Genomic DNA, 18,395 nt, shown 5'->3' with positions numbered 1-18,395 from the left:
GGCGGTCGCCTCAGGGCCGCAGTGCGGTGACCACCCAGCGCAGCGACGTCCGGTCGGTGCAGGTGGCGAGCAGCTCGGCCTGCTCGGCGCTCTCGGCGTCGCGGCGCCGGGCGTCGAACAGGTCCTCGACCAGGCCGGGCACGTCGCGGTGCTCCCCGGGCAGCGGCTCGTCGCCACCGGGCAGCCCGAGGCGGGCGACGACCAGGCGCAGCGTGCGGTGCCCGATCAGCCGCATGCCCGGGGACAGCAGCGCGGAGTTCCGTGGGGGAGTGGTGCCGGCGGCGGGCTCCTGTCCGGGCAGCGGCACCGCGCCGGGCGGGATGCCGGGCAGGCTCACCGCGGACACGGCGATCACGCCGCCGTCGAGCAGGGCCCAGGCGTCGATCGCGGGACGGTGCGTCTCGCGCCCCGACGCGGTGGCCAGCCCCTGGTCGGCCAGCCAGCGGCGCAGCCGCGGACGCAGGTCCCAGCGCACGTCGAACACGCCCTCGGCCAGGTCGGACGGGGTGAACACCTCGTCCCACCGCGGGCCGCCGGACGCCCCGTTCCCGACACCCGTCTCGGGCTGGATCGCCATCTTCGTCCCCCGACCCGGGGCACGCGCGTTCCCGGGGAACCAGGATAGGACGGTCCGGACGGGCGCACAGGCTGGTGCACACGGCCGTACCCACAGGTGTGATGACACGACCGACGCGGCGGTGAACGGCGTCGCCGGCACGCCGATCAGCAGGCGATGTCACACTGAGTGAGCGGATGTGCCGGTGTCTGCGTGACAGATGACACGATCGAGCGAGTCCGCCGCAGGCGGTAACGAGGCAGGATGAGTCGAGCGATCCACAAGTGACGGCGACGTGGAGGCGACATGGACGGGCAGTTCGACAGGGTTCCGGCGGTGCACCCGGGGATGATCCCCGCGGCACGGCGGTCGGTGGAGAACCTGCCGTCCGGACGAGGTGTGGTCGACGGCGAGCGGGGCCGCGTGCTGGCCCGCTACGCGCGGCTGATGCGGTCCGGCCGGCCGGAGGTCTGCCTCCCCGGGCGGCGCGAGATCGAGGACCGCGAGCGGTTCGGCGCCTCCGCGACCGGCAGCGACGGCAAGGTCATCTACCCGGACCGGGACGCGGCCGAGTGCGCCGCCCGTGAGCTGGAGGCCCTCGGCGGACGCCCGCAGCGGGCCTACCTGTGCCGGCGGTCGCGCCGCGGGCACTACCACCTGACCACCGACGCCGTCGCCCAGCGCCGTCGCGGCCCGGCGGAGCTCATCCCGCAGCCGCGCCGCGGCGACTGACCCGACCCGACCCGACCCGACACCCGACGACCCCCGGTGCCCGCGGCACCGGGGGTCGTCGCGCGTCCGGGGCCGGTTCTCCACGGATGTCACACCGATGTGATGCGCGGCACACGCTGATCGTCTAGCGTGGGATGTGGCGGCGGTCACGTCACCGCCGAGCCGACGTTCCCACCACCACGCATCGGAGGGCCCCGTGAACCCGCACCTGCTGGAGGAGCGCGTCGCCACCGTCAACGGCGGCCGCGATCTCGCCGACCCCGCCCGTGCCCGGCTGCGCGCCCACAAGGCCACCGCCGACGCCTGCCGTCGTCGCGCCGCCGAGCGCCGCGCCGAGCTGGAGCGCGTCCTCTCCGGGGGCACCACCGGCGACGCCCTGGACCTCATGCTGGAGCTCGACGCGCTCGAGCGGGTGCAGGACCGCATCGACAACCGGCTCTCCGAGCTGTGCGACGCACTCACCGAGCCGCGCACCCCGCGCTACGGCGACGCCCAGCCCGTGTAGCCGCGCCCCGCGGCCCGTGTGGACCATCCTCGCCCGTGGTTCGATGACCGGCGGACACCGCCGTCGGACCACGAGGGAGAGCACACGTGCGTGCAGTGCAGGTCAGCGAGCTGGACGGGCCGTCCGCGGTCCGCGTCGCGGAGGTCGAGCCACCGGTCCGCGGTGACGGCGAGGTCCTGATCGACGTCGCCGCGGCCGGGGTGAACTTCCCGGACGTCCTGCTGACCAAGGGGATGTACCAGTACAAGCCGGACCCGCCGTTCACCCTGGGCTCCGAGTGTGCCGGCACGGTGCGCGAGGCGGGCCCGGACAGCCGGTTCGCCGCCGGTGACCGGGTCGTCGCGTTCACCATGTCCGGGGTGTTCGCCGAGACCGTCTCCGCACCCGGGCAGCACGTCTTCCCGCTGCCCGACGAGGTGGAGTTCGCCGCGGGCGCCTGCCTGCCGATGAACTACCTGACCGCGCACTTCACCCTCGACACCCGTGGTGGCCTGCGGGCGGGGGAGACGGTGCTCGTCCAGGGCGCGGCCGGGGGCGTCGGGACCGCGGTGATCCAGCTGGCCGCCGCGATGGGGGCCACCGTCATCGGCGTCACCTCCACCGAGGCCAAGGCCGAGGTCGCGCGGCGCGCGGGCGCGACGCACACCGTCGGCGTCGACGGGTTCAAGGACGCGGTCAAGGAGCTCACCGGCGGTGCGGGCGTCGACATGGTCGTCGACCCGGTCGGCGGTGACCGCTTCACCGACTCGGTGCGCTGCCTCGGCCCGCTCGGCCGGCTCATGGTCGTCGGGTTCACCGCGGGTGACATCCCGACGGTGAAGGTGAACCGGCTGCTGCTGAACAACGTCGACGTCCGCGGGGTCGGCTGGGGTGCCTACGCGCTGGGCCGCCCGGACTTCATCCGCTCCGAGTGGGACGCGCTGCTCCCGCACCTGCGCTCGGGCGCGCTCGACCCGCTGATCAGCGAGAGCTTCGGCCTCGACGACGCCGCGACCGCCCTGTCCCGCATCGACGACCGCACCGTCACCGGCAAGGTCGTGCTGCTGACCTGAGCCGGGTCAGCCGGCCGGCTCGAGGTTGTGCCGGACCGCGGTGCGCGGCAGTGGCGCCGTGGTCTCGGCGGCCGCCGCCGCGGCGCGCGGCGCCGGGGTGGGGCCGACGTGGCGGTGCGGCGCCGGCACCACCACGGGCTCGGCGACGTGCAACCGGTGGCGGGCGGCCACCGCCCGCCCGGCCGGGCCGGTCGCGGTCAGCGCGTGCAGCGCCAGGGCCCGGTGCACCGGGACCTCGCAGCGGCGCAGGAAGCGGTCCAGCTCGCGCACGGCGTCGCCGGGGTGGCGGGCCAGCGCCCACGCGGCGAGCTCGGCCTCGGCGACGTCGGCCCGCACCCCGCTCATCCGCACGCACACGTACTCGACGTCCTCGTCGGCCAGCTCGCCCGGCGCGGGCAGGTGCATGCCCTGCTCGGTCAGGTACTCGTGCACCGCCCACAGCCCCATCGGGGTCAGTGCGACGACCGTGGGGTCCGGGTCGTCGCGGTGCGCGACCCGGGACAGCTCGTCGAGCTCGTCGGCGTCGAGGGTCTCGGTCAGCTCGATCGCGCCGAGCAGCTCGCAGGCGTCCAGCAGGGCGGTGACGTCGCGGCGCCACAGCCGCTGCTCGACGTCGCCGGCGAGGTCGTCGACCACGCAGCCGGCCTCGTCGTTGACGGCGTCGCGGACCTGGCGGTGGAAGTGCTCGAGCGGGACCTGCCCGCCGCCGGTGGCGTAGAGCCCGACCCACAGCATCGGGAACGCCTGCGACATCGACATCCCGAACAGCGACGGCGCCCCGAACACGTCGGTCCCACCCAGGCTGTCGCCGAGGCGCCCGACCGACTCGAACACGCGGCGCCACAGCTCGATCGGCCGGTTCAGCAGCGGTCCCGCGCTCTTGACCGGCAGCAGCCGCCCGCGCACCACACGGACCAGGCGCGCCGAGCGGGCCCAGCGCAGCAGCAGCGACACCTCGGGCAGGTCGTCGCTGGTGCGGGCGGTCTCGCGGTAGATGTGGTCGAGCTGCAGGTGCGCGGCGAGGTCGAGCGCGTCGGTGCGGTCGAGGCGGCCGTCGGAGGTGAGCCGGCGCCCGGCCCGCACCCACAGGGTCAGCTTGCGGAGCAGCTCGAGGGCCTCGGAGCGCTCCGCGGCGTCGACGAGCGCCGCGGCGCCGGGCATCGGCACCGGCGGCAGCTCCGGGTTCCACTCGGTGCGGGTGGGCCGCTGCGCCTCGCGCCGCATGATCTCGGCGAGCGCGTGCCGGTCGACGTCGGTCTGCCCGGCACCGGCGCGGTCGAGGAACCGCTGCACGGCGGCCGGGTCGGCCGGGTCGACGCCGTGGCGGTGCAGCTGCACGCCCCAGAACTTGCCGAGGTCGTAGTTGCGCTCGTCGGCGAGGCCGTCGTGCAGGGCGGGGGTGGAGTCGAGGATCTGACGGTGCAGCGCGTCCGCCGGGTGCGACTGCGGGTCGAACCAGTCGTGCTCGTCGACGAAGTCGACGAGGGCGTGGAAGGCGGGGGCGACGTCGTCGGGCTCGAGCACGGTCACCTTGCGCGGGAACCACATGCCCAGCGCGTCGGCGATGTGCGAGCGCGTCCAGCGGCCCAGCCTGCGGTCGCGCGCGTACTTGTAGTCCAGCACGGCGGCGACGAGCGCGGTGTCGACCTCGACGCGACGGCGGCGGGCCCAGAGGGAGAACTGCTCCAGCAGGCGGCTGCGGGCCTCGGCGTACCCCTGGTCGTCCCCGGGGGTGAAGACGAGACGCATCCGGCCCACTGTGTCAGGTCCCTCCCATCCGCTCCGGCTGCGGCGCAGCACTTTCCGATGATCGTCGGTGCGCGCGGGGGCCGGGCACCGGGTGGTCGCAGGAGGTCCAACGAGCGCGGGCGGCCCGGGTCACTCCCGACCGCTCACCGTCGGTGGGCGGTCGGTCACGGGCCGTCCGATCGTCCGGCCGTCCCCGCGACCGTGAGCCCTCGACCCTGCCACGGACGACGGCGGCCGGACACCCCGGGAGGGTGTCCGGCCGCCGTCGTGTGCGACGAGAGGTGGTCAGTCGCCGCCGACCGGGCTGTCGCGCCGTTCGGCGGTCGCCCGCGTCGACTCGTCGCCGGTCCGCCCGTCCGGTCCGTCGGCCCCGCCGGCCGCGACGGAACCGTGGCCGTTGCCGGAGCTGCCGTTGCCGTCGGCGGGCGCGTTCTCGTCGTCCGGGTCGAACGCGCCGACCTTGACGTAGAAGTTCTCGCCGTGGTTGTCGGTGGCCCAGTCGACCGCCTGCTCCAGCACCTGCGCGCCCTTCTCGTCCCGCAGCACGACCTTGTCGCGACGCAGGTCCTTGAACAGCGCGAAGCACAGCAGCACCATGATCACGACGAACGGCGCCGCGACCAGGATGGTCAGGTTCTGGATGCCGTCCAGGGCGTTCTCCCCGCCGGTGACGAGCATCAGCACGGCGACCGCACCCATGACCGAGCCCCAGAAGACCACGACCCACTTGCTGGGCTCGATGGTGCCGCGCTGGGACAGCGTGCCCATGACGATCGACGCGGCGTCCGCGCCGGACACGAAGAAGATCGCGACCAGGAGCATGACCAGCAGGCCGGTGAAGGTCGCCCACGGGTAGGCGGCCAGCATCTGGAACAGCTGGACGTTGGAGTCGTCGGAGAACTGCGTGCCCTGCTGGGCCTGGGTGATGGCGGTGCCGCCGAAGATGCAGAACCAGACCAGCGAGACCAGGCTCGGCGCGAGGATGACGCCGCCGACGAACTCACGGATGGTGCGCCCGCGCGAGATCCGCGCCAGGAACATGCCGACGAACGGCGTCCAGGAGATCCACCACGCCCAGTAGAAGATCGTCCAGCCGGAGAGCCACTCGAGCATCGGCTCGCCGCCGACGGCCTCGGTGCGCCCGACCATCTCGAAGAACTGGGAGAAGTACGCGCCGATCGACGTCGGGATCAGGTCGAGGATGATCACCGTCGGGCCGACGACGAACACGAAGAACGCCAGCACCGCCGCCAGCACCATGTTGGTGTTGGACAGCCACTGGATGCCCTTCTCGACACCGGAGACGGCGGAGAGGATGAACGCGGCGGTCAGCACGATGATGATCGCGGCGAGCACCCAGGGGCTCACCTGGCCGTCGACCCAGCCGACGGTCTGCATGCCGCCGCCGATCTGGAACGCGCCCAGCCCCAGCGAGGCCGCGGAGCCGAACAGCGTCGCGAAGATCGCGAGGATGTCGATGCCCCGGCCGATGGAGCCCTCGGCGGCCTTGCGCCCGATCAGCGGGATGAAGGCCTGGCTGATGAGCTGGCGGCGGCCCTTGCGGAACGTGGAGTAGGCGATGGCGAGGCCGACGACGGCGTAGATCGCCCACGGGTGCAGCGTCCAGTGGAACAGCGAGGTCGCCATCGAGGTCTGCAGCGCGTCGATGGTGCCGGGCTCGGCCGCGCCGGGCGGCGGCGACTGGAAGAAGGTCAGCGGCTCGTTCACGCCGAAGAACATCAGCCCGATGCCCATACCGGCGGAGAACATCATCGCGATCCAGGAGACCGTGCGGAACTCGGGCTCCTCGTCGTCGGCACCGAGCTTGATGCGCCCGAACCGGCTGAAGGCCAGGAACAGCGCGAAGGCGACGAAGGCGGTCGCGGCGAGGATGAAGCCCCAGCCGCCGCCGCGCATCAGCCCGCCGAGCATCGCCTCGGCGGTGGCGCCGAGGGTGTCGGCGCTGAGCAGCCCCCACAGCACGAACAGCAGCGCGAGCGCGGCGCCGACGCCGAACACGATCCAGTCGGTGCGGGGCCGGTCGTCCCCGGTCGTGTCCGGACGGCCGTCCGGTGGTGATTGGGCCTGTGTCATACGTGGTCACGCCCGCATGCCGGGCGTATCCCCCTCCGCTCTCGTTCGTGCAGAAATGGTGCACAAGTCGTTTGTGTGCCGAAAGTGTAGGTACTGGACCGTCCCGTGTCGCTGTGCAAGCCGAACCGTGATGTCAGGCGGTGGTCCAGCCCTCGTCGGAGACGCCGCCGGGGACCGGTGCGGCCGGGTCGTAGGGGGTGCGGGTGAAGACGAACGTGGCCAGCCACAGGTGGTCGCGGGCGATCCGCAGGGTCTCCCCGGCGAAGTAGCCGTCCAGGCCGACCCAGGTGCTGTCCGGGCCGGGCCGGAACCGCGACGCGCGTCCGGGGCGCCCGAGACCGCCGAGATGCAGCAGCCCGCCGCCGACCGAGCGCAGCGCGTAGGGGGAGGGGCCCCAGAACCACGGTCCGAGCAGCTCGGGGTCGACCGGGCAGGGCTGCGGGGTCCACGGCGCGACGATGCGGGGCTCGGCGACGCGCAGGTCGTTCAGCAGCCCGGCGGCCAGCCCGCTGTCCATCCCGGAGGTGGTGTTGCCCATCGCCAGCGCGCCGGCGCCCTCCTCGCGGTCCACCCAGAGCCCGGCGAGGAAGCCGGGCATGGAGCCGCCGTGCCCGACCAGCGTCGTGGTGCCGCCGCCCTCGGGCCGCTCGAACCGCAGGACCTGCACGCCCAGGCCGTAGCCGGCCCAGACCGGCGAGGTCGGGTCGACGCCCGCGGGCAGGGTCATCTCCTCGACCGTGGCCGGGGAGAGCACCCCGCCGGTGTCGCCGAGCAGCAGCGCGCCGAGCCGGGCCAGGTCCGCCGCGGTGCACCACAGCTGCCCGGCGGCGGCCATCACCCCGGCGTCGTGCTCGGGCTCGGCCAGCACGAGGTCGGCCCACGGGTGCACCGCCCGTCCCGCCGCGGCGGGCTGCTGCGGACGGGTGGAGGTGCGGGTCATGCCCAGCGGGAGCAGCACCTCGTCGCGGGCGACGTCGGTCCAGGCGCGGCCGCGGAGGCGGGCGACGACCTCGCCGAGCAGCCCGAACCCGAGGTTGGAGTAGTGGAAGCGGCGCGCGGCGGGCAGCACCCGGTCGGCGTCGCCGAGGCCCAGCTCCTCCAGCGTGCCGCCGGGGGTGCGCTCCCACCACTGGCCGGGGCTCTCGGAGCCGGCCCCCGCGAGGTGGGACAGCAGCTGGCCCAGGGTGCGGTCGCCGAGCGGGGTGCCGGGGAGGTGCCGGTCCAGCGGGTCGTCGAGGTCGAGCAGTCCCTCGTCGCGCAGCCGCAGGACGGTGACCGCGCAGACGGTCTTGGAGATGGAGCCGATCCGGTACTGGACGTCGTCCGGGCCGGCGCCGTCGGGCAGGTCCCCGCGGCCGGCGTGCCAGGCCAGGGCGCCGTCGCGGACCACGCCGGCGACGAGCGAGGGGACGCGGCCGTCGCGCTGGGCGCGGGCGACGCGGGCGAGCAGGGTGCGCTGGGTGCTGGGGAGCAGCTCGGTCACGGGGGCGAGACTAGATCCCCCGGATGTCGGCGAACGACCGCAGCCGGACCGCCCGCTCGGACAGCGCGGCGGGCACCGGCTCGGGTACCGGCATCCGGTCCGCGGCGGTCAGCGGGCCCAGGTCGAGCCCGGTCAGCTCGCCGATCCGGGCCACCGGCACCTGGAAGGTGCGGTACGGGCCCAGCGGCGGCGGGTCCCCGGCCGGCGGCTCGGCGAGGTCGCCGAGCTGGGGGGTCTGGTCCAGCAGGTAGGCGGTGGTGCCGAGCGCGCCGCCGGTGACGAAGGCGCCGATCTTCCAGAACAGCCGCGGGATGCGTACGCCGCGGTACTCCGGGTCGTCGTCGGCCAGCACCGGGCCGGTGAACACCACGAGCCGCCGGTCGTTGTCGCCCGCGTTGTCGAGCAGGTAGTCCTCCAGCCCGCCCCAGGTCTCCTTGTCCTGGTTGAACGCGGCGGCCTGCGGGGCGGCGTTGGTGTAGTGGAACGTGTCGGACTCCGCCGTCGCAGCCTCGGCGGCCCCGCCCCACACCGGGTCCTGGCGGCGGACCAGGTGGCCGCGGTCGAGGTCGTTGTCGGCGTAGAGCTCGGCGCCGGCCTGCTGCCCGGCGGGCAGCCGGTCGTCGAGGCGCCAGTCGTCGGAACGTTCGAGCTGCCGCAGGGTCGCCCCGTCGATCGCGACGGCGGTGGCCGCGGCCAGGCGCCGGTCGGGCCGGTGCAGCGTCGTGAAGTGGGTGTAGGGGAGCAGCACGGTGTCGGTCCCGGGCAGCGTCGGCATCGGCGTCGCGACGCCGAGGAAGTCCGGGTCGAAGCCGGGGGCGGCGGGGGCGCTCATCGGCGTGACGCTAGCGGTGCCGGGTGAACGACGGGTGCGCCTGCGCCGCCGTCGGTCAGGCGGCGCAGCAGCGGGGCGGTGCGGAACCCGACCAGCGAGCGCATGACCAGCGACGTGGACGTGCGCTCCACCCCGTCGATCGCGAGCAGGTGCCCGGCGATCCGGTAGAGGTCGTCGGCGTCGCGGGCGACCAGGTGCACCAGCAGGTCCTCGGGGCCGGAGACGCCGTGCACCTCCAGCACCTCCGGTACCCGGTCCAGTGCGTCGGCGACGGCGGCGAGCTCGCGCTGCACCACCCGCACCGTCACGAACGCGGTCAGCGGGTAGCCGAGCGCCGCCGGGTCGACCCGGCGCTCGAAGGTGTCCAGCGCGCCGAGCCGGTCCAGCTTGGCCAGCCGGGCCTGCACGGTGTTGCGGGACAGGCCGACCCGTTCGGCGAGGGCGAGCACCGTCGCGCGCGGGTCCTGCGCCAGGGCCAGCAGCAGCCGGGCGTCGTGGCCGTCGAGCGCGGCCCGCCCGTCGCCGGTCGTTCCCGTCACGTGGTGCCCCTCCTCGTGTCCGCGGGTGCGCATTATGCCGCCCCGGCGCGCGTCCCGCCCGGCCCGTCGCGTGCACTCTGCTCAGTCGTGTGGGCTGTGGTTGTGCACTCGTCGGTGTGGTGGTGGGCTGGCTGGGCAGGCTGCATGAGCGACGAGGCTGGAGTGGTGGGCGATGGGCACGCAGACGGTGACGACGGACACGCTCGTCGAGATCGAGAAGCGGGTGCTGTGGCTGTCCACCGCGATCGTCGACGCGGCCAACCGGCGCGGTGACCCCAGCGGGCTGAAGGTGGGTGGGCACCAGGCGTCGTCGGCGTCGATGACCACGATCATGACCTCGCTGTGGTTCGAGCACCTGCGGGCCGGGGACCGGGTCTCGGTCAAGCCGCACGCCTCGCCGGTGCTGCACGCGATCAACTACCTGCTCGGCGAGCTCGACGAGCGCTACCTGGGCACGTTGCGCGCCTTCGGCGGGCTGCAGTCCTACCCGTCGCGGTCCAAGGACCCCGACCCGGTCGACTACTCGACCGGCTCGGTGGGGATCGGCGCGACCGCCCCGATCTGGGGTGCGCTGGCCCGCCGCTACGTCGACACCCACTTCGGGGGCGCCGGACAGGGCAGGCAGTACTCCCTGGTCGGCGACGCCGAGCTCGACGAGGGCGCCGTCTGGGAGGCCATCCTCGACCCGATGGTCGGTGAGCTGGGCGAGGTCGTGTGGATCGTCGACCTGAACCGGCAGTCCCTGGACCGGGTCGTCCCCGCGATCGGCGCGCCGCGGATCGAGGGCATGTTCTCCGCGGCCGGCTGGCAGGTCCTCACCGTCAAGTACGGCAGGCTGCTGCACGAGCTGTTCGACCGCCCCGGCGGCGACGCGCTGCGCGCCCGGATCGACACCATGCAGAACGCGGAGTACCAGCGGCTGCTGCGCTGCGACTCCGACGAGGTCCGCACCCGGCTCCCCGACGGGCACGCCGACCTGGAGGAGCTCGTCGCCGGCCTCGACGACGACACCCTGCTCGCCGCGGTGCGCAACCTCGGCGGGCACGACACCGCCGCGCTGCGCGACGCGTTCTCCGCGATCGACGACACCCGGCCCACGGTGATCCTCGCCTACACCGTCAAGGGCCACGGCCTCGCGACCGCGGGCCACCCGCAGAACCACGGCTCGATCCTGAGCGCCGACCAGGTCCGCGAGCTGGCCGACGCCGTCGGCGTCGACCCCGACGACCCCTGGCGGCGCTTCGACCCGGAGTCCCCGGCGGGCGAGGTGGTGGCCGGCGCGGCGCGGCGGCTGCACCGCGACCCGGTCGACGACCAGCCGGTCCCGCCGCTGCCGACCGACATCGGGCGCACCCCGACCGGGCGCGCCACCACCCAGGCCGCGCTCGGCCGGGCCCTGCTCGACCTCACCCGCGAGGCCCCCGAGGCGGCCGGCCGGGTGGTCACGCTCTGCCCGGACGTGTCGTCGTCGACGAACCTGGGCGGCTGGGTGAACAAGGTCGGCGTCTGGTCCACCGCGGAGCGCAAGGACTGGTTCGACGACGACCCCGAGACGATCCTGCACTGGCGCGAGCGGCCCACCGGCCAGCACCTGGAGCTGGGCATCGCCGAGGGGAACCTGGTCGGGGCGCTGGGGGAGCTGGGGGCGACCTGGTCGCGCTGGGGCCGTCCGGTGCTGCCGATCGGGGTGCTCTACGACCCGTTCGTCGAGCGCGCGCTGGAGCCGTGGTCGTTCGGCATCTACGCGGGCGGCCAGTCGATCCTCGTCGGCACGCCCTCCGGGGTGTCGCTGGCCCCCGAGGGCGGTGCCCACCAGTCGGTGACGACGCCGTCGGTCGGGCTGGAGCAGCCCGGCTGCGTCACCTACGAGCCGGCGTTCGCCATCGACACCGAGTGGACGCTGCTCGCCTCGCTCGCCCGGCTCGGCCGCCCGGACGGCACCAGCGCCTACCTGCGCCTGTCGACGAGGCCGGTGGACCAGACCCTCGCGGCGGTCCCGGCCGACCCGGCCGCGCGCGAGCGGCGCCGGCGCCAGGTGGTCGCCGGGGCCTACCCGCTGCGTCGCGCCGCGGGCACGCCCGCGCTGACCATCGCGGTCGCCGGGGCGCCGACGACCGAGGCACTCGCCGCGGCGGACCGGCTCGCCGAGCTCGGCCACGATGTCGACGTCGTCGTGGTGACCAGCCCGGGGCTGCTGTTCGACGCCCTGCAGGCCCGCGCCGGACGCCCCGCCCGTCCGCAGGCCGAGCCGTGGATCCTGGAGTCGGCGTTCCCCGCGCGCCGGGCCGCGCCGCTGGTCACCCTGCTCGACGGGCACCCGCACACCCTCGCGTTCCTCGCCGGGGTCAACCGGGTCCCGGCGACGCACCTGGGCGTGCACCGCTTCGGGCAGTCCGGCGACCTCGCCTCGGTCTACGCCCACCACGGGCTCGACGCGGACACGGTCGTGGCGGCCGGGCTCGACCTGCTCTAGGCGGAACCGGACACCGGGTGACGTACGTCGCTGGATCACACAAACGATAATGACTACGGTTACAGACCATGCTGCTTCTGGGGTTGGCGTCGGTCACCTTCCGTGAGAGATCCGTTCCGGACGTCGTGCGCCTGGCGGTCGACGCCGGCTCCGAGGTCGTCGAGTGGGCCGGGGACCGCGGCACGTCCGCCCCGGTGACCGGGCGGCGGCGTCGGCGGCCCGCGGTGCGTGCGCGGGTGCCGGGCTGCGGATCGGGACCTACGGCAGCTACCACAAGGCCGGCGCGTCCGACCCCGGCGAGTTCGACGCCGTCGTCGCGACGGCGGCCGAGCTCGGCGCCCCGCGGGTGCGGGTCTGGGCGGGGACGTCGGCCTCGGCCGACGTGTCGCCCGCCGTGCGCGCCGCCACCGTGGACGCGCTGCGGCGCTGCGCCGACGCCGTCGCCGAGCGGGGGATGGGGCTGCTCGTCGAGCACCACGTCGAGTCCCTCACCGACGGCCTCGACACCGCGCTGAGGCTGCGCGCCGAGGTCGGCCACCCGGCCCTGGTCACCCACTGGCAGCCCCGCGAGCTGCCCGACACCGACGCCTGCCTGGTCGAGGTCCGTGCGCTGCGCCCGGCCACCGTGCACGCGTTCTCCTGGGGGGCCGACGGCTGGACCGAGCGGCTGCCGCTCGCCGACCGCGCCGATCTGTGGGCCCCGGTGCTCGCCGAGCTCACCGCGCAGTCCCGCGACGACGGCACCGACACCGAGGTGCTGCTGGAGTTCGTCCCCGGCGACACCGCCGCCTCGCTGCGCCGCGACGCCGCCGCGCTGCGCGACCTGCGGGCCGGACGCGACCTGGCCGGTGCGCGATGAGCGCCGGTCCCCTGTCCGCCGGTGCCGCCGCCCGGTCCGCCGCACCTGCTCGCACCGTCGCTGCCGCCCGGTCCACCGCCCGGCCGGCCCGTGCCTCCCGGATCGCCGCGCTGCTGCCGGTCGCGGTGGTCGCGCTGCTGCTCGCCGGGTGCGGTGGGACGGCCGCGCCCGCGCCGGAGGCGGCCGCCGAGCGGCCCGCCGTCAGCCGGGACGTCGCGCCGCTGGAGCCGGCGCTCTCGGTCACCGACCCGCGCGGCACCGGCGTCACCGTGCCGGCCCCGCCGACGCGCATCGTCTGCCTGACCGGCCTGTGCGACGACATGGTCGTCGAGCTGGGGCTCACCCCGGCCGGCACCTCCACCCCGGCCCTGCTGAAGAACCCCGTGCTGCTCGGCGACCGCGCCGCGCAGGTCCCGACCGTCGCCGGCAGCTTCGGCAGCGAGGACGTCGAGTCCATCGCCGCGCTGCGCCCCGACCTCGTGATCGGCCTCGGCGGGGTGCACGAGCCGCTGCGTGCGGCCGTCGAACGCTTCGCCCCGCTCTGGCTGGTCCAGCCCACCACCTGGGAGGAGTCCGTCGGGTACCTGCGTGCGCTCGGGTCGCTGACCGGACGCACCGGCGAGGCCACCGCCGCGGAGCAGCGCTTCCGCACCACCCTCGCCGACGGCGTCGAGCAGGCCCGCGCCACCGGCCGGGCCGACCGGAAGGTGCTGCTGATGTACGGCAGCGCCGACACCATCGGCGTCGACACCACCGACACCGTCAACGGCGACCTGCTCGCGACGCTCTACGACTACCCGTTCGTCCCGCGCGGCGCCGACGTCGAGACCGCCAGCACCTACAGCGTCGAGGAGATCCTCGCCCGGGCGCCGGACGTGGTGTTCGCCTACTCGCTGCTGTTCTCCTCCGCCGACCGCACCCTCGCCGACCAGCTCGCCGACAACCCGGTCTGGCAGCAGGTCCCGGCCGTGGCGGCGCGGCAGGTGCACGAGATGGACCCCCGGCTGTGGGGCAGCGGCCGCGGCACGCGCAGCCTGGGCGCGATCGTCACCCAGTCGCTCGCGGCGGTCCCCGGCCGGTGAGACGGGCCCTGCTGCTGCTCGCCGTCGCGCTCGGGGCGGTGCTGCTCGCCGCGCTGGTCCTCGGGACCGGCACCCCGGCCGTCGCCCCGCACCGGCTGCCCGCCGTGCTGGGCGCGGCGGGCGGGATCGAGCACGTCGTCGTCACCGAGCTGCGGGTGCCGCGGCTGCTGCTCGGCGTGCTCACCGGTGCCGCGCTCGGGCTGGCCGGGCTGCTGCTGCAGGACGGCCTGCGCAACCCGCTCGCCGTCCCCGAGCTGCTCGGGGTGTCCTCCGGCGCGGCGGCCGCGGTGGCGGTCACGATCGTCACCGGGGCCGCGGTCCCGTTCGCGCCGCTACTGCCCGCCGTGGTCGGTGCGGTGACCGGGGGAGCGCTCACCCTGCTCGCCGTCCGCGGCGCCGTCGGACCGGCCGCGGTCCTGCTGATCGGGGCCGGGGTGGGCGCGGCGCTGCAGGCGCTGCTGCTCGCGGCGGTCGCGATGACCGGGTCGTCGGAGCAGGGGGTGCTGGTGCGCTATCTGCTGGGCTCGCTGACCGGCACGACGTGGGCGACGGTGACGCCGGTGCTGCCCGCGCTGGCGGTCGCGTTCGTCGCGGGGGTCGCGGTGCTGCCGCTGCTGGGGCCGCTGCGTCTCGGCGACGACGCCGCCTCCGCGCTGGGCCTGCACACCGGCGCGGCCCGGGCGGCGGTGCTGGGCGTGGCCTGCCTGCTCGTCGCCGCCGTCGTCGGTCCGGCCGGGCCGGTCGCCTGGGTCGGTTTCCTCGCCCCGCAGCTGGTGCGGGTGCTGCTCCCCGCGGCCCGGCCGCTGCCCCGCGCCGCGGCCTGCGCCGGGGCGGGCGCGGCCGTGGTCGTCGTCGCGGACCTGCTGGCCCGCACCGTGCTGTACCCGGTGGAGCTGCCGGTCGGCGGCTTCACCGCCGGGGTCGCGATCGTCGCGGGCGGGCTGCTGCTGGTGTGGCGACGCCCGCGGGCCGCCCGCACGGCCGGTCCCGCCCGCACCGACCGTACCGCCGCGGCGGTGGACCGGTGAACCGCTCGGTGGGCCGGGGCGCGACGCTCGCGGCCCGGTTCGGGCTGCTCGGACTGTGCGTGGCGGTCGCCGCCCTGGCCGGGCTCCTGGTCGGCACCGCCGTCGGGCCCGGCACCGCGCTCGCGGCGCTCGCCGGGGTCGCGGACCCGCTGTCCACCGACCTCGTCCGGGAGCTGCGGGCGCCGCGGGTGCTGGTCGGGCTCGCGGCCGGTGCCTGCCTCGGCGTCGCCGGGACGGTGCTGCAGGCGGTGCTGCGCAACCCGCTCGCCTCCCCGGAGGTGACCGGCGTCGGCTCCGGTGCGGTGCTCGGCGCGGTGCTGGGGACCGTGCTCGGCGGGCCCGTCGGCACCCCGCTCGGCGTGCTCGCCGTGGCCCTGCTCGGCGGGACGCTCGGCGGCGGGGTGCTGTGGCTGCTCGCCGGCCGGGCCGCGGGGCCGGGCACCGCGGACCCGCTGCGGCTCGCCGTCGTCGGGGTGCTGGTGTCGGCGGTGCTCGGCGGGACGACGTTGCTGCTGCTCACCGCCCGCCCGCAGCTGGCCGGGTCGATGGTCCGGTGGCTGGTCGGCTCGCTCAACGGGCGTGGCTGGGAGCACTGGGCCGCGCTCTGGCCGGTCGCGCTCACCGCGGTGGTCCTCGCGGTGCTGCTCGGCCCGGTGCTCGCCGTCCTCGGCGTCGACGACGACCACGCCCGCGGCGTCGGCCTCGCCGTGTCCGGATGGCGCTCGGCCGGGGTGCTGCTGGCCGTGCTCGCCACCGGCGGGGCGGTCGCGGCGGTCGGGGCGCTCGCGTTCGTCGGGCTGCTCGCCCCGCACCTGGCCCGTGCGGTGCTCGGGGTGCGGGGCGCGGCCGACCCGCGGCTGCTCGTGCCCGCGGCGGCGGCGGCCGGTGCGGGGACGGTCGTCGCCGCCGACGTCGTCGCCCAGCTGCTGACGGCGCTCGCCCCGGCCGGTGACCGGCCGATCGGGGTGCCCGCGGGAGCGGTGACGGCGGTCGCCGGCGCGGTGGTGCTCATCGGGATCGTCCGCCGACGGTCCCGCACGACGGTGGGAGGTGCGCTGTGACGGTGCTCAGGGCCGAGGGGGTGACGGTGCGCTTCGACGGGCGCACCGTGCTCGACGGCGTCGACCTGGCGGTCGCCCGCGGGCAGTGGCTGTCGCTGGTGGGGCGCAACGGCTGCGGGAAGACCACGCTGCTGCGGGTGCTCGCCGGGCTGCACCGGCCCGACGCGGGCGCCGTGCACCTGGCCGACCGGCCGCTGGCCGGGACCCCGCGCCGGGAGGTCGCGAAGCGGGTCGCGGTGCTGCCGCAGGCCCTGCCTCCGCTGGGCGGGGTGACGGTGCGGGCGCTCGTCGCGCAGGGCCGCTACGCCGTCCGCGGGCCGCTGGGCATGCTCGGTGGCGGCGCCGACGCGGCGGTCTCCGACGCACTGGCGGCCACCGGTACCGAGGCGTGGGCCGACACCCCGGTCGAGCTGCTGTCGGGCGGGGAACGCCAGCGGGTGCGGATCGCGCTCGCCCTGGCCCAGGACGCCCCGGTGCTGCTGCTCGACGAGCCCACCACCTACCTCGACGTCCGCCACCAGCTGGAGGTGCTCGACCTGGTCCGGGAGCTGCAGGAGCAGCGCGGCCTGACCGTCGTCGCGGTGCTGCACGACCTCGCCCAGGCCGCGCGGTGCGCGGACCGGATCGTCGCGCTGCGCGACGGGCGGGTGCACGCCGACGGGGCCCCCGGCGACGTCGTCGACGAGCGGCTGCTGGCCGAGGTGTTCGGGGTGCGTGGGGTCGTCTCGACCCACGAGGGACGGCTGACCTGCAGCTACCTCGACGCCGACCCGGCCCGCAGCGTCAGCGCCTGAGCCCGGCGTCGGCGCCCTGGTCCGGAGTCGGCGCGCCGACCCCGGCAACTGCGTCCGACCCCGGCCGCGGCGCCCGCGTCGCCGGGCGTCGCGTTGTCGTGGTTCCGGCCACCGTGTCGTCACCGCCGGCGGCCGGCCGACGATCGCGCGGGACCCGCGACGGGCCCTACCCGCGGGCGGCCCGGCGCAGGGGCGGGGTGAGCCACGCCAGCGCGACCCCGACGGCCAGCACCGCGGCCCCGGCCGCCAGACCGCCGCGTGGGCCCGCCGGTGTCGTCGCCACGACGCCGGCCAGGGCCGCCCCGGCGGGGGTGCCGAGGCCCCAGGACAGCATCCGCGCGGTCGTCGAGACCCGGGCGCGGGCGTGCTCGGGGGTGACCTGCAGCCGGTAGGTGACGGCGTTGAGCACGACCGTCGAGTACGCCGCCCCGAATGCCGTCGCGGCGAGGAGTGCGGGGACCCAGTGCGTCGCCGACACCACCGCGACCGCGCAGGCCAGCGAGACCGGGAGCCCGGCCAGTGCGAGCCGGGCCCCGCCCCAGCGCGCCGACAGCCGCGGGACCAGCCGGGCCGCGGCCAGCCCGCCCACACCCCAACAGGCGAACAGGAGACCGAGCCGGGCGTCGCCGTCGGCGCGGATGCCGAGCACCCGGTCCGCCCACGGCACGGTCATCGCGAGCCAGGCGCCGCCCGCGACGGCCTGGGTGGTGCCGACCAGCGTCAGCGTGCGGACCACCGGGTTGCCCAGGAGCAGCGCCAGGCCCTCGCGCACGTCGGCGAGGATCCGGGTCGGCGCGCGGGTGCCGGGCCCGGGGGACAGGCGCCCGGCGACCGACCGGATCAGCAGCGCCGACGCGACCGCGGTGAGCGCGGTGACCGACAGCAGCCCGGCCGGGGCCAGGGTCGCGACGGCCAGCCCGGCGAGCGGCGGCACGACCAGCTCGACGACGGTCGTCGCGCCGTAGAGGGTGGAGAACGCCGCGGTGATCCGGTCCGGCCCGACCAGCGTGGGCAGGGCGCCGAAGTTCGCGGCGTCGAAGAAGACGAAGCCGGTCTGCACCGCGACCGCCGTGCCGAGCACCTGCCACGGCGTGAGCACCCCCGCCCACCAGGCGAGCGGGATCCCCGCCAGCACCGCGCCGCACGCCAGGTCGACGCCGACCATCAGCCGCCTGCGGTCGACCCGGTCGGCCAGCGCGCCCGCGACCAGCCCGAACAGCAGGTAGGGCAGTGCCTCCGCGGTCGCGATCGCCGCCGTCCACGCGGGCGATCCGGTCAGCCGGTAGACGAGCACGGGCAGAGCGACCGCGGCGACCAGGGAACCGGCGACCGAGACGACCCGGGCGGCGAGATAGCGGCGCAGGTCGGTGCGTTCGTGCTCGGGGGCGGTCGGGGCCGTCTCGCTCACGGGGTCCTTCCGTCGGGGTTGCGCGAACCATAGTGTGGAACGACAGTCATCACCAATAGCAGGTAACGAGACATTCACCACTGTTGGAAATCGATGTCGTTTATGGCCACGATGGAGTGGTCCGGAACCGGACGATGTCACCCACTGG

At 75.7% G+C, this 18,395-nt stretch carries 16 protein-coding genes; 9 read left to right on the top strand and 7 right to left on the bottom strand.

Features of this window, described 5'->3' with window-relative positions:
• Positions 1 to 10 precede the first annotated feature (10 nt).
• Entirely contained in the window at positions 11 to 577 is a 567-nt protein-coding gene (locus KPL60_RS14970; RefSeq protein WP_226366199.1) for a hypothetical protein, read from the bottom strand.
• Between the two features lie 285 nt (positions 578 to 862).
• Between KPL60_RS14970 and KPL60_RS14965 the strand changes: the two genes are divergently transcribed.
• The 3 genes from KPL60_RS14965 (at position 863) to KPL60_RS14955 (ending at position 2,845) form a co-directional block, all read left to right on the top strand.
• Complete coding sequence (locus KPL60_RS14965) at positions 863 to 1,288, top strand: hypothetical protein (protein WP_062396034.1); 426 nt, start codon at positions 863 to 865, stop codon at positions 1,286 to 1,288.
• Between the two features lie 196 nt (positions 1,289 to 1,484).
• Positions 1,485 to 1,793: a hypothetical protein gene (locus KPL60_RS14960; RefSeq protein WP_073574211.1), complete on the top strand. Its 309-nt coding sequence runs from the start codon at positions 1,485 to 1,487 to the stop codon at positions 1,791 to 1,793.
• Positions 1,794 to 1,879: 86 nt separating this feature from the next.
• Positions 1,880 to 2,845, top strand: coding sequence for an NADPH:quinone oxidoreductase family protein (locus KPL60_RS14955; protein WP_226366198.1), 966 nt, complete (start codon positions 1,880 to 1,882; stop codon positions 2,843 to 2,845).
• Positions 2,846 to 2,851: 6 nt separating this feature from the next.
• Here KPL60_RS14955 and KPL60_RS14950 read toward each other — a convergent pair whose 3' ends face one another.
• From KPL60_RS14950 to KPL60_RS14930, 5 genes are all read right to left on the bottom strand, one after another.
• A complete protein-coding gene (locus KPL60_RS14950; RefSeq protein WP_226366197.1) occupies positions 2,852 to 4,594 on the bottom strand; it encodes a hypothetical protein in 1,743 nt (580 codons plus the stop codon).
• A 285-nt stretch (positions 4,595 to 4,879) separates the two neighbouring features.
• Positions 4,880 to 6,688, bottom strand: a complete 1,809-nt coding sequence (locus tag KPL60_RS14945) for a BCCT family transporter (protein WP_226352373.1) — start codon at positions 6,686 to 6,688, stop codon at positions 4,880 to 4,882.
• A gap of 133 nt (positions 6,689 to 6,821) precedes the next feature.
• Positions 6,822 to 8,171: a serine hydrolase gene (locus KPL60_RS14940; protein ID WP_226352372.1), complete on the bottom strand. Its 1,350-nt coding sequence runs from the start codon at positions 8,169 to 8,171 to the stop codon at positions 6,822 to 6,824.
• Positions 8,172 to 8,181: 10 nt separating this feature from the next.
• A complete protein-coding gene (locus KPL60_RS14935; protein ID WP_226352371.1) occupies positions 8,182 to 9,003 on the bottom strand; it encodes a DNA/RNA non-specific endonuclease in 822 nt (273 codons plus the stop codon).
• Positions 9,000 to 9,542: an Lrp/AsnC family transcriptional regulator gene (locus KPL60_RS14930; RefSeq protein WP_226366196.1), complete on the bottom strand. Its 543-nt coding sequence runs from the start codon at positions 9,540 to 9,542 to the stop codon at positions 9,000 to 9,002. Before KPL60_RS14930 ends, KPL60_RS14935 begins: the two co-directional genes overlap by 4 nt.
• 172 nt (positions 9,543 to 9,714) lie before the next feature.
• On the opposite strand from KPL60_RS14930, the gene KPL60_RS14925 reads away from it, so the two are divergent.
• The 6 genes from KPL60_RS14925 (at position 9,715) to KPL60_RS14900 (ending at position 16,839) form a co-directional block, all read left to right on the top strand.
• The gene (locus tag KPL60_RS14925; RefSeq protein WP_226366195.1) at positions 9,715 to 12,015 is read left to right on the top strand and encodes a pyruvate dehydrogenase; all 2,301 of its coding nucleotides are present in this window, start codon (positions 9,715 to 9,717) and stop codon (positions 12,013 to 12,015) included.
• A 163-nt stretch (positions 12,016 to 12,178) separates the two neighbouring features.
• Positions 12,179 to 12,874 (top strand): sugar phosphate isomerase/epimerase, encoded by a 696-nt coding sequence (locus tag KPL60_RS14920; protein WP_226366194.1) that lies wholly within the window; start codon positions 12,179 to 12,181, stop codon positions 12,872 to 12,874.
• On the top strand, positions 12,871 to 13,956 hold the full coding sequence (locus KPL60_RS14915; RefSeq protein ID WP_226366193.1) for an ABC transporter substrate-binding protein: 1,086 nt from the start codon (positions 12,871 to 12,873) through the stop codon (positions 13,954 to 13,956). Before KPL60_RS14920 ends, KPL60_RS14915 begins: the two co-directional genes overlap by 4 nt.
• Entirely contained in the window at positions 13,953 to 14,984 is a 1,032-nt protein-coding gene (locus KPL60_RS14910) for an iron chelate uptake ABC transporter family permease subunit (protein ID WP_226366192.1), read from the top strand. Before KPL60_RS14915 ends, KPL60_RS14910 begins: the two co-directional genes overlap by 4 nt.
• Entirely contained in the window at positions 14,981 to 16,045 is a 1,065-nt protein-coding gene (locus tag KPL60_RS14905; RefSeq protein WP_226366191.1) for an iron ABC transporter permease, read from the top strand. The genes KPL60_RS14910 and KPL60_RS14905 overlap by 4 nt, the downstream gene beginning before the upstream one ends.
• Complete coding sequence (locus KPL60_RS14900) at positions 16,042 to 16,839, top strand: ABC transporter ATP-binding protein (RefSeq protein ID WP_226366190.1); 798 nt, start codon at positions 16,042 to 16,044, stop codon at positions 16,837 to 16,839. The genes KPL60_RS14905 and KPL60_RS14900 overlap by 4 nt, the downstream gene beginning before the upstream one ends.
• A gap of 166 nt (positions 16,840 to 17,005) precedes the next feature.
• On the opposite strand, the gene KPL60_RS14895 is transcribed toward KPL60_RS14900, so the two are convergent.
• Positions 17,006 to 18,247 carry an MFS transporter gene (locus KPL60_RS14895; RefSeq protein ID WP_226366189.1) on the bottom strand — a complete coding sequence of 414 codons (1,242 nt, stop codon included), beginning with the start codon at positions 18,245 to 18,247 and terminating at the stop codon, positions 17,006 to 17,008.
• Between the last annotated feature and the right edge of the window lie 148 nt (positions 18,248 to 18,395).

Source organism: Pseudonocardia sp. ICBG162 (genome assembly GCF_020496225.1).
In the GTDB taxonomy this organism is placed as follows: domain Bacteria; phylum Actinomycetota; class Actinomycetes; order Mycobacteriales; family Pseudonocardiaceae; genus Pseudonocardia; species Pseudonocardia alni.
The sequence above is the reverse complement of the archived record's forward strand: the minus strand, read 5'-3'. Positions and strand labels throughout refer to the sequence as shown.

Excerpts from the sequence above, each read along its gene's own strand:
- KPL60_RS14950 (WP_226366197.1), bottom strand. The coding sequence starts at position 4,594 with ATGCGTCTCGTCTTCACCCCCGGGGACGACCAGGGGTACGCCGAGGCC.
- KPL60_RS14970 (WP_226366199.1), bottom strand. The coding sequence starts at position 577 with ATGGCGATCCAGCCCGAGACGGGTGTCGGGAACGGGGCGTCCGGCGGC.
- KPL60_RS14915 (WP_226366193.1), top strand. The coding sequence starts at position 12,871 with ATGAGCGCCGGTCCCCTGTCCGCCGGTGCCGCCGCCCGGTCCGCCGCA.
- KPL60_RS14925 (WP_226366195.1), top strand. The coding sequence starts at position 9,715 with ATGGGCACGCAGACGGTGACGACGGACACGCTCGTCGAGATCGAGAAG.
- KPL60_RS14935 (WP_226352371.1), bottom strand. The coding sequence starts at position 9,003 with ATGAGCGCCCCCGCCGCCCCCGGCTTCGACCCGGACTTCCTCGGCGTC.
- KPL60_RS14965 (WP_062396034.1), top strand. The coding sequence starts at position 863 with ATGGACGGGCAGTTCGACAGGGTTCCGGCGGTGCACCCGGGGATGATC.
- KPL60_RS14945 (WP_226352373.1), bottom strand. The coding sequence starts at position 6,688 with ATGACACAGGCCCAATCACCACCGGACGGCCGTCCGGACACGACCGGG.